The sequence below is a fragment of the Paenibacillus sp. J22P165 genome, from assembly GCF_059692015.1.
The window spans coordinates 16,289-31,309 of record NZ_JCAUAP010000024.1 but is presented as its reverse complement, the minus strand read 5'-3'; the positions used below and the strand labels follow the sequence as shown (position 1 = coordinate 31,309).

General features: G+C 46.5%; 13 protein-coding genes. 4 read left to right on the top strand and 9 right to left on the bottom strand.

The genetic code is table 11. The features are described 5' to 3' along the window. Positions 1 to 166: 166 nt before the first annotated feature. Genes AC58QM_RS34015 through AC58QM_RS34000 form a run of 4 tightly spaced genes read left to right on the top strand, consistent with a single transcriptional unit; the run spans position 167 to position 4,075 of the window. Entirely contained in the window at positions 167 to 826 is a 660-nt protein-coding gene (locus tag AC58QM_RS34015; RefSeq protein ID WP_497289145.1) for a helix-turn-helix transcriptional regulator, read from the top strand. After that, complete coding sequence (locus tag AC58QM_RS34010; RefSeq protein ID WP_497289144.1) at positions 823 to 1,929, top strand: alanine racemase; 1,107 nt, start codon at positions 823 to 825, stop codon at positions 1,927 to 1,929. The genes AC58QM_RS34015 and AC58QM_RS34010 overlap by 4 nt, the downstream gene beginning before the upstream one ends. Before the next feature lie 20 nt (positions 1,930 to 1,949). Beyond that, entirely contained in the window at positions 1,950 to 3,554 is a 1,605-nt protein-coding gene (locus tag AC58QM_RS34005) for an N-acyl-D-amino-acid deacylase family protein (RefSeq protein WP_497289143.1), read from the top strand. A 56-nt stretch (positions 3,555 to 3,610) separates the two neighbouring features. Then, a complete protein-coding gene (locus tag AC58QM_RS34000) occupies positions 3,611 to 4,075 on the top strand; it encodes a RidA family protein (protein ID WP_497289142.1) in 465 nt (154 codons plus the stop codon). A 328-nt stretch (positions 4,076 to 4,403) separates the two neighbouring features. On the opposite strand, the gene AC58QM_RS33995 is transcribed toward AC58QM_RS34000, so the two are convergent. The 9 genes from AC58QM_RS33995 to AC58QM_RS33955 all read right to left on the bottom strand — a co-directional run bounded on the left by AC58QM_RS33995 (position 4,404) and on the right by AC58QM_RS33955 (position 14,974). After that, positions 4,404 to 5,543, bottom strand: coding sequence for a toxic anion resistance protein (locus AC58QM_RS33995; RefSeq protein ID WP_497289141.1), 1,140 nt, complete (start codon positions 5,541 to 5,543; stop codon positions 4,404 to 4,406). A 33-nt stretch (positions 5,544 to 5,576) separates the two neighbouring features. Beyond that, positions 5,577 to 7,262, bottom strand: a complete 1,686-nt coding sequence (locus tag AC58QM_RS33990) for a vWA domain-containing protein (RefSeq protein ID WP_497289140.1) — start codon at positions 7,260 to 7,262, stop codon at positions 5,577 to 5,579. Positions 7,263 to 7,278: 16 nt separating this feature from the next. Continuing rightward, entirely contained in the window at positions 7,279 to 8,022 is a 744-nt protein-coding gene (locus AC58QM_RS33985; RefSeq protein ID WP_497289139.1) for a hypothetical protein, read from the bottom strand. A gap of 362 nt (positions 8,023 to 8,384) precedes the next feature. After that, entirely contained in the window at positions 8,385 to 8,684 is a 300-nt protein-coding gene (locus tag AC58QM_RS33980) for a helix-turn-helix domain-containing protein (protein WP_497289138.1), read from the bottom strand. Between the two features lie 40 nt (positions 8,685 to 8,724). Then, on the bottom strand, positions 8,725 to 9,087 hold the full coding sequence (locus tag AC58QM_RS33975; protein WP_497289137.1) for a type II toxin-antitoxin system RelE/ParE family toxin: 363 nt from the start codon (positions 9,085 to 9,087) through the stop codon (positions 8,725 to 8,727). A gap of 268 nt (positions 9,088 to 9,355) precedes the next feature. Beyond that, positions 9,356 to 11,101 (bottom strand): methyl-accepting chemotaxis protein, encoded by a 1,746-nt coding sequence (locus AC58QM_RS33970; protein WP_497289136.1) that lies wholly within the window; start codon positions 11,099 to 11,101, stop codon positions 9,356 to 9,358. 82 nt (positions 11,102 to 11,183) lie between these two features. Further along, the gene (gene mglC, locus AC58QM_RS33965; RefSeq protein ID WP_497289135.1) at positions 11,184 to 12,215 is read right to left on the bottom strand and encodes a galactose/methyl galactoside ABC transporter permease MglC; all 1,032 of its coding nucleotides are present in this window, start codon (positions 12,213 to 12,215) and stop codon (positions 11,184 to 11,186) included. An 18-nt stretch (positions 12,216 to 12,233) separates the two neighbouring features. Continuing rightward, the gene (locus AC58QM_RS33960; protein WP_497289134.1) at positions 12,234 to 13,748 is read right to left on the bottom strand and encodes a sugar ABC transporter ATP-binding protein; all 1,515 of its coding nucleotides are present in this window, start codon (positions 13,746 to 13,748) and stop codon (positions 12,234 to 12,236) included. Positions 13,749 to 13,897: 149 nt separating this feature from the next. Beyond that, the gene (locus AC58QM_RS33955) at positions 13,898 to 14,974 is read right to left on the bottom strand and encodes a galactose ABC transporter substrate-binding protein (protein ID WP_497289133.1); all 1,077 of its coding nucleotides are present in this window, start codon (positions 14,972 to 14,974) and stop codon (positions 13,898 to 13,900) included. Between the last annotated feature and the right edge of the window lie 47 nt (positions 14,975 to 15,021).

The window sequence follows — 15,021 nt, the reverse complement described above, 5'->3', positions numbered from 1 at the left end:
CAACACTTAGCATTCCTCTTACCATGATCTTTTTACCATATTATCATGAGCGAACCTGGAAAATCATACTTTTTTTTAGCCTAACAAACTTTTTGTTTGACATTCGAAAAGTTTGTGTTACCATTTTGCTCAGAATAACCTATAAGCTGTGAGGGGGATAACCGGTATGGAATCCATTCAGGATGAATTCGTATTTTTAGCCGATTTGGTGACTGGACTTGCCGCTCAATTCGGCGAGAACTGCGAGGTCGTACTGCACGATTTGACGGGTTCTTATGAGAGCACCATCGTCGCCATTGCCAACGGTCACATCACGGGACGCAAAGTCGGAGATCCTGGCACGAATCTAGGTCTTGAGCTGCTGCGAGGCAATCATGTAAACGGCAACAAATTTAACTATTTGACCCAAACGAAGGACGGCCGCATTCTGCGCTCCAGCTCGATGTATATGAAGAATAAAGCAGGCAAAATCATCGGTTCACTTTGTATCAACATGGATATCACGGATCTTATGGTCGCCGAGAAAACATTAAAAAACCTCATCAACCCAGGTGAGCAAACGGAGATCAAAGAATCCTTCGTTACGAGTGTTAGCGACCTGCTCGATGCCCTGATCCAAGAAGCACAAGAAGTGATCGGCAAACCCGTTGCCGTCATGACCAAAGAAGATAAGATGCGAATGATTCAGCTTCTCGATGCCAAGGGTGCTTTTCTGATTAAAAAAGGCGGCGAGAAAATTTGCACGTATCTCAACATCTCCAAGTACACCTTGTACAGCCATCTGGAAGAAGGTAAAAGCAACGCGAAAGAGAGTGAATCCCTATGACAATCTCCTTAGAAACGCCTTGTGTCCTTATTGATACTGAAATCATGGCACGGAATATAGCAACCATGGCAGAACGTGTTCAGCAGCATGGTGTTCAACTGCGTCCGCATGCCAAGACACATAAGCTTCCAGTTGTCGCCCATCGACAAATTGATGCAGGTGCCGTCGGCATAACCGTGGCCAAAGTTTCCGAAGCCGAAGTCATGGCTGCGCATGGGATTCTGAATATCTTTATCGCTTATCCGTTGGTGACTGCGAGTAAGATTGAACGAGCAATTCGTCTTAGCGAGGAGATCGAGCTGATCGTGGGCGTAGATAGCTTGGCTGGTGCTCAGCTCATGGAGCAGACCGCGGCCAAGCATGGCCATACGCTGCAGGTTCGGTTAGAGATTGACACCGGGCTGCGCAGAACCGGTGTGCCGTATGAAGAGGCCGCCGCGCTGGCGACGGAGATTGCCCGCATGCCGCACTTGCGGCTAACCGGCATCTACACGTTCCGCGGTGCCCTGCTTGCCGGCAAGCCCACGCTCGACGTGGCAGCAGCCGGCTTGGAGGAAGGCCAGCTGATGGTTGAGCTGGCCGACCGCCTTAGAGCCGCTGGCATCGCCATCGCGGATGTCAGCGTGGGATCGACGCCGACGGCACTCTATGCGGCGGCAGTCAAAGGGGTGACGGAAGTTCGTCCCGGCACCTACGTGTATCAAGACCGGATGCAGGCGCAGCTAGGCGTCTGCGGGCTTGGTGACAGCGCCGGCAGCGTGCTCGTCACAGTCGTGAGCCGTCCTTCGGCGGATCTGGCGATCATCGACGGCGGAAGCAAAACATTCGCGACCGACGTGCAACCAGGCACGCATCCCTTGCAGCTGCGCGGTTTCGGCCATATTCATGGCCTGGAAGATGCCCTACTCGTGCGCATGACCGAAGAGCATGGCATGGTCGAGCTTGGCCCGTTGGCTCAAGCAGCCAACCTGCAAGTCGGAGATCAGCTGCGCATTATTCCGAATCATATATGCAGTACCATTAACCTGCACAATCATGTTGTCATGCAGCGTGGAGACACATTCGAACGCTTGCCTGTGCTTGCACGGGGCATGTTGGAATAAATTCCGGAGGTGAAGACCTGATGTTGGATCTTATTTTAAAAAACGGCCGCATCGTCGATGGCACAGGAAATCCTTGGTTTGCCGGTGATGTCGGTATCCGAGGGAATCAGATCGTCGCTGTTGGCCAGCTTCATGAGGAAGCTTTGAAGGTCATCGACGTGAACAAGCAAGTGATCTCACCTGGCTTTATTGATGGGCATTGCCATTCCGATCTTATGATCTTCGATTATCCACACAGTGAAATCAAAATGCGACAAGGCGTTACCGCCGAAGTCGTCGGCAACTGTGGGCTCGCTCCTGCTCCCTTTGTCCCCTCACAAGCTGAGCTGCTTCAAAGCTATGTGCAGCCTGTGCTCGGTCAAACCAAATGGCAATGGCCATGGGAATCCGTTGCTGAATATATGGATGCTGTTGCTAATTCACGTCCATCTGAACATATGGCAACTTACGTTGCACACGGGGCACTGCGTATTGCGGTGATGGGCTTTGCCAATCGTCCAGCAACCCCGTCAGAAATCACACAGATGAAAGCTATGCTCGAAGAGGGTCTGCAAGCTGGTGCGATTGGCTTCTCCATCGGACTGCTCTACGCGCCGGGCAGCTACACGAGCAAAGAGGAAATTGCTGAGCTCTGTTCTGTCTTACCGAAGTATAACGGACTCTTCTCTACACACATTCGCGGTGAGGGCAACAATCTATTGCCTTCTGTGAAGGAAGTCATTTGGATTGCCGAAAAAGCCGGCGTTTCCCTGCACATCTCTCACCTCAAAGCAGCTGGCAAGCGCAATTGGGGTCAAATTACCGATGCGCTAGAGCTCATTGAAGATGCGCGCTCACGCGGCATGGATGTTACTTGCGATGTGTATCCGTACAATGCTGGATCCACCAGTTTAACGACGATTCTCCCTCCATGGGTGCTCGAAGGCGGCATAGAAAGTGCGCTTGAAGTGCTGCGAGATCCCTCGCTTCGTGCCCGTGTTCGTGAAGAATTAAGCCACGAACAGACGACCTGGGATAACCTGGTTTGTTCCACAGGTTGGCAAAGCGTTTTTCTTTCCGCCATGCACACGGATCGCAATCGCCATCTCGAAGGCAAACACCTTGCCGAGATCAGCGAGATTCGCGGGCAGGAGCCAGCGGAATGTATGATGGATCTCCTTTTGGAAGAAGAAGGCCGCATCTCCATCGTCTACTTCCATATGTCTGACGAAGATGTGAAGCAAGTTGTTGCTTACGATAAATCGCTCATCGCGTCAGATAGTCTCACTTGTGACACCGGCAAGCCGCATCCCCGCTTATATGGGACGTTCCCTCATGTATTCGCGAAGTACGTTCGTGAGCATCGCATTCTGACCTTGGAGCAGGCGGTACGCAAAGTGACTTCCTTCCCTGTTCAGCGTTTCAAGCTTGGTAAGCGGGGCCTGATTGTTCCTGGCTACATCGCGGATGTGGCGGTGTTCAATCCCGATACCATTCAGGATCATGCGACATTCGAGAATCCAAGGCAGTATCCAGATGGCATCTCGCATGTTGTTGTGAATGGCGCGCTATCATTGACCGGTGGTCAGCACACGCAAGCGCGAGAAGGCAGCTTCATTCGCGCACAGCATTGCTGTCGTCATTAATCTTTTCGAGCAAAATCTTATAACAAAAACCTAACTTTGACTTGGAGGTCATCCCTATGTCCGTTATCGAAAAACGTTTGCAAGAGCTTGGCATCACACTTCCCCCATCCCCAGAAGCGCGTTTCACCTATCTCCCATGTACGCAAACCGGTAACTTAATTTACTTGTCAGGTCAAGATTGCCGCATCAACGGTGAGCTCATGTATGAAGGTAAACTCGGCCGTGAAGTCACGATTGAGCAAGGTCAAGAAGCAGCTCGTCAGACCATCATCAACTGCTTAGCCGTCATGAAAGGCTATTTGGGCGATTTAGATCGTGTAGTCAAAATCGTAAAAATGCTCGGCTTCGTCAACAGCGCCTCCGGTTTTGGTGACCAGCCTTATGTCATTAACGGCGCTTCCAACCTCCTCGTTGATATCTTTGGCGAAAATGGTAAGCATGCCCGCTCCGCGATCGGCACTAGTGATCTTCCTTTCCACACGCCTGTGGAAATTGAGCTGATCGTTGAAATCCGCGACTAACTATATGAATGCTACACAAATCTATTGGCACTATCCCCTTCGCTCAGAATTCCCAATGATAGAGGTCTTCTGAGTTTAAGGGATAGTGACGATAATATCTTCTACAACCGCTATCCCTTTCGCTCAGATCGCCAACTGTTACAGGTCACCTGAGTCTAGGGGATAGTGACGACAGTATCTTCTACAGCCACTATCCCTTTTGCTCAGAACCCCCATTGAAAAAGTCGTCTGAGTCTAAGGGATAGTGATGACAGATTATCCTGAACGACTTTAACAGGTAAACAAAAAGCAACCTCCAACTTCAACGAAGTCGGAGGTTGCTCTTTGTTTATAGTCCCACTGCTGCGCCTTTTTCGAGGCGTAGAATCTGTTTCTCGCCCGTTTCCGCCAATTCACGGAACTGCGCAATCGTTTCGCGCATCTTCGGTAGCGCTTCTTGCTTGTAGGTGCTGATTGCATGCAGCGCCTCAAAGCTGTCTACGAAGGCTTTCTTAAGGGAGTCCGCCGATATACTGGCTGCAATGGCACCTTTATGGATGTCGACACCTTGTTGCTTGAGCATCTGTCCCGTATGTTCAATGAATGTATTTGTTGTTGTATACAAAGCATTGAGCTGTTTTAGCACCACTTTTTGATTCGCTAAGGCGCTCGCAGCTGTTACAGCGACCCGTAATGCTGCAACTGTGACTGTACTCGCTCGATCAACGCCACGGATAAGCTCTTTATTATTACGTATAACTACCTCAAAGGTAATGAAACCTTGTTGATTGACTGCCATCATGGCTTGCATATCTAGCGTTCTCTGACGAAGTGGAAAAAGGATCTCTTCTGTAATAAATTTAATCTTCTCTGGATCGTCGTTTCTTGCTTTGGCCAGCGCAATTTGGGATTCAATCGATTCATCCATATAGGCAACTAATTGGATCTCTTTACGGAGCCTCTTGGTCAGCTCCCGTAGTGCGTGTTGTTCAATGAGAAGTGTCGTATTGTCATCCTTCAGTCCCATTTTACCCTTATTAAGCATCTCGATAATGTTGGCAATAACAACATCGGCTTTATCAAACTGATGAAAATACGCTCTCATCGGGTTGAACAATTTCCCTAGAAACCCACGTTTGGCGAAGTCGATACCGCTGGGATCGAGGTCCTTCATTTGCATCTGAAGCTCGCCAAGCCCTTGCGCCACGACGCCCCCCTCATCCCCCGCTTTGGAAAGCTTACCTACGGTTACATGAAGCAAAGCATTTTTCTCCGAGGAGGCTCGCATGGTCTCCAAGCCGAAGTTTTCGACTGTCGCAAGAATTTGCTTGCGTTTCTCCAAGGAGTCAAGGTCCAGCTCCATGATTGTCAGGACATTCTTTTCCGCTTGCGCTTTAAGCTTAACGACTTCCTCCGGAACCGGCCTCACCTGCTCCTCAACAACGGCTTTTAGTTCTTCATCCCCTGCTATTTCCATCGAAAATGACAAATCGAACTCCCCCTCTGAACGGTATAAGTTACCTTACATTTGGACGTTGAGCAGATTGCTTATTTTATAAACAACATCATCTGTGTCTGCATTAATACTCGCTGCTTCGTTGATGCTTGAAATATTCTGGAGCGCCTCAATATCTGCATTGTAACCAATTGTGTAGATGGGGATATGATAGCTTTCAATCATACCTTGAATATCTTTCAACGAATGACCTGCATTGGTTTCTCCATCACTTAATACGAAAATCAGCGGTTTCACATTAGGATCTGCGGCCATGTAATCCTGTAACATTTTCATCGCTACGACGATGGCATCGAAGGTTGCGGTCCCCCCGCCTGCTTGCAGACTATTCACAGTACCTACAAAAAGCGATTGTTGATTGGTATCATACTTGGCGATTGGAAGATTAATGGTCACCCCGTTCGAGTAGGAGACGAGACCGATTCTATTTTCTTTGCCCAGGTATTTCTGCCCCTTGAGCAGGGATTCTTTCAATCGACTGATTGGTTTTCCGTCCATACTGCCCGATACATCCGTCACAAACACAGCTGCAAGCGGCTTGCTGCCATTTTTCTTTTCTTTCCAGACTTTTTGCGCGGTAGTAAGTATACTGCCATCCATTATAGGGATATCATTTTTATAATTTTCAAGTCCGTTAAAACCTTTTTCTTTAGCAGCTTGTTGATATTTGGCTTGTGCAATAAATTCGGCAAATTGGTTAATCACATTAAGCTTCGATGCTGGCAAATCCCCGATTGCGTAGAGAGGACTGTCATGACGATAGCCAAAAGGTGTAAACATATAGTCACTCGTAAGCTCCGGTGCATTCTGAAAGGTTTGGTATTCTAGCACGAAACCATCCAGCATCCCAGACTTAGCGGCATCCCGCATTTGAAGCGTGGTAGACGCAATGAAAGGGACGTTCGTTTGGAACTTCTCGAAGCCTTGCACAGCCTTCTCACTAATTGGATTCGCGCTATCAAAGGTACGTAAAGCCGTGACTAGAAAATTAAGACCTGTTGAGCTCGCGAAAGGGTCCGTGTAGCCCATGGCAAATTCATTATTGGCAATCGCCTCAGTCATCGTTTGAACATTGATCGGGCCGTATTTTTCTACTAGCGTATCGTACTTTTTCTTTGAAATCACAATGCCGGGCACATTCCCAACAAGTCGTTTGGCAACAAGCTGTGTTTTTACGCCAGCCGCCTTAACCATCTCGCCCCAAAGCTCATTCGAAGGTGTATAGGCATCCGGCAGGTAAGCACCTGATTTGATATAGTCCGCCGCTGTCCCGGAAGCGATATTACGGATTTTAACTGATGCAGGCCTTCCATTCACTTGAATTTGGGCTTTATTAAAAGCATTCGCAACATCTGTTAACCAGCCGTCAACACCACTGCCGGATTTCTCAGTCGAGGAGAATATTTCCACAAAGTTGTCTGACGTATTGTTCACGGTAATCGGAAATTTCGAAATATCCGGTAATGATGAGGCCACATCCGCTGGATTAATATCAATCTGACCCTTGACTGGCGTTCCGTTCGTCACAGAAATTTTCGCATAGGCTTTGCTCAATTGTTTCGCAGCATCTTCTGCTGTAATTTGCAGATCTGTTTTGCCTAGATGGGTCGTATAGCTGACGCCGGCATAGACGGCAATAAATACAATTATGATTAAAAAGACAGATAGCAGGAAGAACTTACTCTTTTTCATAGCTAGTTCACCTCATCTACTTGTAGTAATGCGTTTGTTTAATTAAAGCATCGATTTCTTGCATGCCGGACATTTTCTCAATATCACGGATCTCCAAACTATCCAACCGAGAGATTTCTAAAAGCAGCTTATCTAATTTGAGCAAAATTTCTTCATTCATATGTAAGGCACCTTGAACAAAGGATAAGTATGTCTGATAAAAGCTTCGTTTCTCCTGCAGAAGTTTGGAAGATAATTGACTCGTAGACTTGTTCATGACACTCTGGAACTCGTTCTCATCGAACACATGAAGACGGTTTATCATACTCCGGATATTGAGAAAAAATAACTTCTCCACCTCGTGTATCGCCGATGCAAATTTTTGAAAGCTTAGTCCCGCAGGCTCAAATCGCTGGTTCAATACCATGAGTAAAGTCTCTTGCTTCTTACGCATACGCTCTATTTGATGTAAAGCGAGTGCGATTTCCTGCTCAAGTGATTTCATACCCTTGTAACCCTGCAAAGCGCGTTCAAGATCTACTGGACCCTTCATCTGTTCTAAGGGAGGCCACTTCACCATAGTTGGCTTCATTAATATACGATACGTGCTGAAGAGCAACCCGAGCGTGCTAGCTAGCAGAATAGCTGCCGCTGTTGCCGTCTGAAGGGGATCTCCACCCAGCTGCAGGCCAATAAATCCTGGTGAAAGCAAGAAAATATCAAACACAACGACCCCAACCGTAATCATCATTAATTTCATTATTTTACTTGCAGCTTCCATCAAGGGAATAACTCCTCTCTTTGCGATCTCGACTCCCCGAATTCACAAGAAAGCATCTGTTCGTTTGCTATCGTACAAAGACTACTGATATTGGATTATATGCAGGACGTATAGGACATATCTGCTTTCTGTTGTTCAAAGTGCAAGGAAAGATGTCTCTAAGCCAGCCTATTCTCGCTAGGAATGACAAATGGGCTGTCCCTCGAAGTAGATATGACTACTTGAGGACAGCCCACAAAGGTTTAAGTAATTATTTTTTCACATGATCAAAGTAAGTCCGCTCCTAGCTACTTAATGGTAACTGCTTCGGAATTGATTGTTAGATTTTATTGCTTCCTAAACTATTCATTCAACACCTGCAGCTATGCATGTGCCAACTGACTTCCACCCACTGCATGCTCATCGGTCTCATTCAATTGAATGTTCATGCCTAGGGCTATGGCTACTTTAATCAAAGTGTCAACTCTCGGAATTTGGGAACTGTTTTCTAATCGTGCAATCTGAGCTTGAGAAAGACCAGCTATTTTCGCAACTTCGATCTGAGTTAACCCAAGTATTTTCCGCCGCTTTACTATGTCAGAAACCATCCTTGCAATCTGTCGTGTAGTTTCCGTTTCAATTGTATTTTCGCCAATCTCATGCATAAAATCTTCGAATTTCATCGAGATGCCTCCAACCATACCATCAAGTTTTTTTAATCATTTAATGATTACTCTTATTCCATTCATCCCTTAACTGTATAGCTTTTCTTATTTGTTTTGGCGGGGTTTTCTGTGTTACTTTGCGAAAGTGATTTAATAAAATAAACCTACCCTCCTTTGCTTGGAAAAACATGACCCTATATTTATCTGGACGCAGTTCCCAAATGTCATCAATAATGTGCTTGGCAATTTGTCCTGGGACATATGTTCCCTCCCATTTTATCCGTTCAATGCAATAGTGTATCTGATTAAGTAAGATTCTAGCTTCCTTTATTCCATGATCTTTCCGACGTTTAAGGTCACGGAGCCAATTTTTCAATTCGGAATCTCCATTTTCATCTTCGTAAATTTCTACTTCGTACATTTGTTGGTTTGGCTCCTTTATTGCAATTGGTTTATGCGCAATAAATTATGCCGAATATGATATTAGTTATATCATATTCGGCATAATTTTTAAATGATCTAGTACATTATTAACTAAACCATTTACTTTCTACTACCTCCTAATGAAGGCAAGTGAATGCAAAAACCCCTGACCAGCAGGCGTATAAACTACGCTTGCCAGTCAGGGGTGTGCTTCACCACCAATTCCTCACTCCTACTATACCATAAATGTAAAAATATGGGTAGATTTACACCCGAAAACGCCCAATCAACACCTGCAACTCAGCAGCCATACTGCTCAGCACCGTAGCGGAGGATACGATCTCCTCCATGCTCGCGTACTGCCCCTCGATGTTGGCGGAGACGTTCTTCGTCCCCGCAGCAGTCTGCCCCGCTACTTCGTCGATGGCGCGAATCACGTTAGCGGCGACGAGCGTCTTCTCGGAGATAGCCTCCGAGCAGCCCGCCACTTCCTCGATCTGCCGAGCGACCTCGTCCATCGCCGAACGAATGCGGCGGAACGTCGCTCCCGCTTCGCCGACGACCTCAAGCCCCGTCTCCACTTCGCGGCTTCCCGCTTCGGTGGAGTGCATGACACCCTTCGTCTCCTCTTGGATACTCGTCACGAGCAAAGCCACTTCTTCCGCCGCTGCGCTGGTCTGCATAGACAGTTTGCGGACTTCTTCCGCAACCACGGCAAACCCTTTGCCAGCGGCTCCTGCGCGTGCCGCTTCAATCGAAGCATTGAGCGCCAGCATGTTGGTCTGCCGCGCAATGCCTGCAATCATCGCGTTCGCGCCCACGATTTTCTCCGAGCGACCGCTTAATGTATGTACCGATTCCGCCAGTTCAGTCATCTTCTGGTGAATAGCTCTCATTTGCACCATCGCCGTTTCAATCGCTGCAGTACCTTCCCCTGCTTCCTGTTGGGCCAACAATGACTGCTTATTCGCGGTTTGCGTCACACTAGCAATCTGCATGACAGCTGCTGACATTTCCTCCATGATAGCCACACCTTGATGCACACTACCTACCTGCGCGCTCGTTCCTTGCGAGATGCTCTGAATCGTTCCTATGATTCGCTCCGATAACTCACTAACCTGATTGGCATTTGCGCTAAGCTCTTCCGAAGCCGCAGCAACCTGCTCGCTGCTACTGCCCACCCGGCGAATCAAGCCCTGCAGATTGTCCTTCATCTGATTAAACGCAGTCGCCAAATCACGCAGCTCGCCGCGGCTTTTCACCCCAATATCGCCGACCGTTAAATCGCAGTTTGCGATTCGCTCTGCCGCTCTCACCATCGTTCGCACTGGCTTAACAATCGAGCGTGACACAAAGATTCCCAAAGCTAGCGCAAATACTAACGCCGCTCCACACACCCAAATCAAAGTCTTTATCGTCGCCGAGACAGTCTGATGATTCTGAGCAGAAGCCTCTGCTTGAATGACAGCCTCTAGCTCTTCTATTTTAGCTGCTGCTTGTGTCAAGGTTTCCGTCGTTGGGATTGCCCACTGCATAGCTTCCGCTTTAGCTAAGGCTGTGTCACCTTTTTCTCCGTACGCAACGACCTTCTGAACCAGCCTAGCGAAAGTTTGATTCGCCTCCAGCATAGCTCCAATAGTAGATTGCTCCTCCTCATTCCCACCCGTATCTTGCATTTTCGTGATGATCGAGGAGAGCGTCCCATTCATATCTGTTAGGAGCTTTTGCCTGTCTTTCGTCGGATCCAGCACATAACCAAACAATAAGCTGGTTTGCATCTGTGTTTTTACTTTGATTTCTGCAACATCATGAAGCAGCCTCACATTCTTATCTAGCAGCTCTGTATACGAATTATCCACTTTTTTAATATACATATAAGACAGTCCGCTCGTAATCCCAACGAGTAATGAGACAAGAACAAAAGCACCTACCAGTTTGGTTTGCAGAGACATAAAAAAAATCCGTTTCTTCCCGTCAAGTGTGCTGTTAGATGTGTATTGATTTGTGTTCATAGTTAATCTCCGCCCCCGTTCGTAAACGCTTACATTAATTCCGATAAGAAAGGCTGCCGATAATGTCGACAGCCTGCATAACTTACTTCGAATTCATATATTTCCGCATATCAAACGCTACCGCAGCAACGATGATCACACCTTTGATAATCAACTGCCAGTATGGGCTAATCCCGATAAAGGTCAAACCATAGTTGATTACGCTGAAAATCAATACCCCGGCAAGAACACCAGGAACCGTTCCGATACCACCTGAAGTCGATACACCACCGACGACGCAAGCTGCAATCGCATCAAGCTCGTACATGTTTCCGTAGTTATTCGTTGCTCCACCTGTTCTAGCTGCTTCCAATACCCCAGCAAGTCCGTAAAGTGCACCTGCAATCGCATAGATGTAGATCAAGTAACGATTTACGTTAATACCCGAAACGACAGCGGCGTGAATGTTGCCACCAATCGCGTACATATATTTACCAAGCTTTGTTTTATTAAATACGATCCATACAATAACCGAGACAACAATTGCGAAAATAACGATATAAGGAATCGAGTAAGTTGAGCTTGATCCTATGGCTCCCGTTCCTAGACTACTGAAATCAGGGCGAAGACCACCGATTGGTTGTGATTGATTTGGCTTCATATCGAAGTACAAAGAATTCGCACCGTACACGGCTACCATCGTTCCTAGTGTCGCAATGAATGGCGGGACTCGGAACTTAGCAACGACAATTCCATTAATTAACCCAATTAATAAACCTGCAACAATTGCAATTACAATCGGAATAAACATAGGCAATTGCGGTAAGTCTGGGAAAAATCTTCTACCGTACTCTTCTGTTTGAAGCATCGATGCGGAGATAACCGCCGATAAACCAACAATTCGACCTGCTGATAAATCGGTTCCGCCCGTGATAAGGATGAACGCAGCCCCCAACGCGATAATAACACGTGTGGATGATTGTAATAAGATATCACGTAAGATACTTACGGATAAAAATCTCGGATCATAAATCGCGATCCCAATCACTAGAACAACTAGTACGATGTAGATAGCGTATTTGGTAATGAACCCGCTAAGGTCTCTGGATTTCAATGTTTCTGTTTTTGTAGTCATGGTTCTAGGCCCCCTCCATTATGCCATATGCTGTGCAGCAAGGCGCATAATCTCTTCTTCTGTTGCTTTATTTCCTTCTACAATGCCCGTAAGACGTCCCTCACACATAACCATAATTCGGTCTGACATCCCTAGAAGCTCGGGCATTTCAGAAGAGATCATGATAATACTTTTCCCCTGCTTCGCAAGGTCAGCAATGATGGAGTAAATCTCAAATTTCGCTCCTACGTCAATTCCCCGTGTCGGTTCATCAAGTAAAAGGATCTCAGGATCTGTCAGCAGCCATCTGGCTAGCAATACCTTTTGTTGGTTACCACCAGATAAGTTTTTAATCAGTTGATACATGTGAGGCGTTTTTACACGAAGCTTCTCGATACTTTCTTTTACTTCTTTTCTTTGCTTTGCTTCTTGGATAAAACCGAACTTCATGTACCGATCCAAATTCGCAATAACGGTATTCTCCAGAATCGATAACACTGGGAAAATACCTGTTACACGGCGTTCTTCCGTTAGCAAAGCAATCTTCTGCTTAATCGCATCCATCGGCGATTTTAGCTTCACAGGTTTCCCGTGAATAGAGATGCTTCCTGAAGCAATACCTCTCATCCCAAATAGGGATTCTATTAATTCGGTCCGTTGTGCCCCAACAAGGCCACCAACACCGAGAATCTCACCCTTTTTCAACTCAAAAGACACATTCTTGAATGATTTAGGAACGACCGAAGTCAAGTCCTCTACCTTCATCAATACGCCTTCTGGCACATTACTGCGCTCAGGGAAACGTTCTTTCAAATCACGTCCAACCATCTTGGAGATGATCATGTCTGTCGTAAGCTCGGAAGATGCCCATGTACCAATTTTGGTACCATCGCGCATAATCGTTACTTCGTCGGAAATCTCCAAAATCTCTTCCATTTTATGTGAAATATAGATGATCGAAACACCGCGGCTTCTCAGATCGCGAATGATACGAAACAACTGCTCAACTTCGTTACCCGTAAGGGAGGAAGTCGGCTCATCCATAACAATGACTTTCGAATTGAAAGAAACAGCCTTAGCAATTTCAATGGATTGCACTTTAGATACCGATAGGGTACCAACAAGTGTATCCGGCTTAATGTCCATTTGGAGTTGTTTGAACAAACTCTCTGTGTCTGTACGCATTTTTTTGTGGTCCACTAGTTTCAAAGGTCCGATACCTTTTAGCGGGAATCTGCCTAACCAAATGTTCTCCATCACATTGCGATGTGGAACGGGGTGAAGCTCTTGGTGAATCATGGAAATGCCATTCGCTAATGCATCGTTGGAGTTCGTGATCGAAGCTACTTCTCCATTAAGCTTAATTTCTCCACCATCGGGCTTATAAATGCCGAACAAGCATTTCATGAGCGTCGATTTCCCCGCACCGTTCTCTCCCATCAGCGCGTGTACGCTTCCTGGACGAACTTTGAGGGTGACATTATCCAGCGCTTTAACGCCGGGGAACTCTTTGGAGATTTGATTCATTTCCAATAAATAGTCATGTACAGTCATGGTAACTCCCCCTACAGCTCACGATAATCCCCACAAAGTGAAGCCTTTATTCGAAGCTTATTTCTCTTTATCTTTGCACGGGTTTCCAAAAAAGGAAGGCAAAAGCGCGACTGTTCATCACATATCGCCTCTCTTGCCCGTTCTCACAATTACTTCGCTTCGTTCATGTTCGCTTTTGTGATTTTTTTGTAGGAAATCCAAACGTATTTACCGTCCGTGATATCATAGCCAGTTGTTTCTTTGCTTGGTACTAACCCATTAGCAAGAGCTGTTGCTACGCTTGTTGTTGCAGCACCTTGGTTCTTCGCATCGTTCAGAACTGTTCCTAAAAGCGTTCCATCGCTAAGTGCTTGTAGAGCTGGAGCTGTTGCATCTACACCAACAACCGGAAGTGTTTTACCATCTTTGAAATAGCCTTTTGCTTTCAAAGCTTCGATAGCGCCTAGAGCCATATCATCGTTGTTCGCAAGAACAGCTTCGATTTTGCTTTCGCTGGAAGCTAGGAATGCTGCCATTTTCTCTTGACCTTTAACGCGGTCCCACATTGCTGTATCTTCTGCTACTTTTTCTACACCCAAACCAGCATCTGTAATCGCTTGAATGGAGAACTTCGTACGAAGCTCAGCATCTTGGTGTCCTGGCTCGCCTTTAAGCATAACGTATTGAATTTTTCCGTCTTTGTTTTTGTCAGCTTCTGGGTGAGCTTTGAAGTAGTCAACCAATAGTTGGCCTTCCATCGTTCCGGATTGCTCAGCTTTAGCGCCTACGTAGTAAACTTTATCCCATTTCTTCATGTCCGTATCAAGTGGCTCACGGTTCAAGAAGACAACTGGAATGTTCGCTGTTTTGGCTTTATCGATGATAACGCCTGCTGCTGTACGATCAACTGCGTTGATTGCAAGCGCATTTACTTTTTTCGTGATGAAAAGGTCAACTTTATCGTTTTGTGTTGGTTGGGAGTTTTGGCTGTCTACGATATCAACAGTTGCTTTATCTTTTGCTGCATCAGAGATCGCTGCACGCACACCAGACATGAATGTATCGTCAAATTTATAGATCGCAACACCGATTGTTGGTTTTTTACCAGCCGCTGGAGCTGTCGTTGCTGCCGCACCTGTGGAAGCTGCTGGAGCTGTTGATGCTGCTGGAGTTTCTGTTTTATTTCCACAACCTGCTACGGTTGCAACTAGAGCGCCTGCTACGGCAAGTGTAAGTAATTTTTTCAAGATAAGACCCTCCCTCAAAGGTATGTTGTTTGTTTACATTCCTTACT

What these genes read in the sequence shown, in the direction of transcription:
- mglC (WP_497289135.1), bottom strand. Translation starts at nt 12,215, where the DNA reads ATGACTACAAAAACAGAAACATTGAAATCCAGAGACCTTAGCGGGTTC.
- AC58QM_RS34000 (WP_497289142.1), top strand. Translation starts at nt 3,611, where the DNA reads ATGTCCGTTATCGAAAAACGTTTGCAAGAGCTTGGCATCACACTTCCC.
- AC58QM_RS33985 (WP_497289139.1), bottom strand. Translation starts at nt 8,022, where the DNA reads ATGGAAGCTGCAAGTAAAATAATGAAATTAATGATGATTACGGTTGGG.
- AC58QM_RS33975 (WP_497289137.1), bottom strand. Translation starts at nt 9,087, where the DNA reads ATGTACGAAGTAGAAATTTACGAAGATGAAAATGGAGATTCCGAATTG.
- AC58QM_RS33990 (WP_497289140.1), bottom strand. Translation starts at nt 7,262, where the DNA reads ATGAAAAAGAGTAAGTTCTTCCTGCTATCTGTCTTTTTAATCATAATT.
- AC58QM_RS33970 (WP_497289136.1), bottom strand. Translation starts at nt 11,101, where the DNA reads ATGAACACAAATCAATACACATCTAACAGCACACTTGACGGGAAGAAA.
- AC58QM_RS34005 (WP_497289143.1), top strand. Translation starts at nt 1,950, where the DNA reads ATGTTGGATCTTATTTTAAAAAACGGCCGCATCGTCGATGGCACAGGA.
- AC58QM_RS33980 (WP_497289138.1), bottom strand. Translation starts at nt 8,684, where the DNA reads ATGAAATTCGAAGATTTTATGCATGAGATTGGCGAAAATACAATTGAA.
- AC58QM_RS33960 (WP_497289134.1), bottom strand. Translation starts at nt 13,748, where the DNA reads ATGACTGTACATGACTATTTATTGGAAATGAATCAAATCTCCAAAGAG.
- AC58QM_RS34010 (WP_497289144.1), top strand. Translation starts at nt 823, where the DNA reads ATGACAATCTCCTTAGAAACGCCTTGTGTCCTTATTGATACTGAAATC.
- AC58QM_RS34015 (WP_497289145.1), top strand. Translation starts at nt 167, where the DNA reads ATGGAATCCATTCAGGATGAATTCGTATTTTTAGCCGATTTGGTGACT.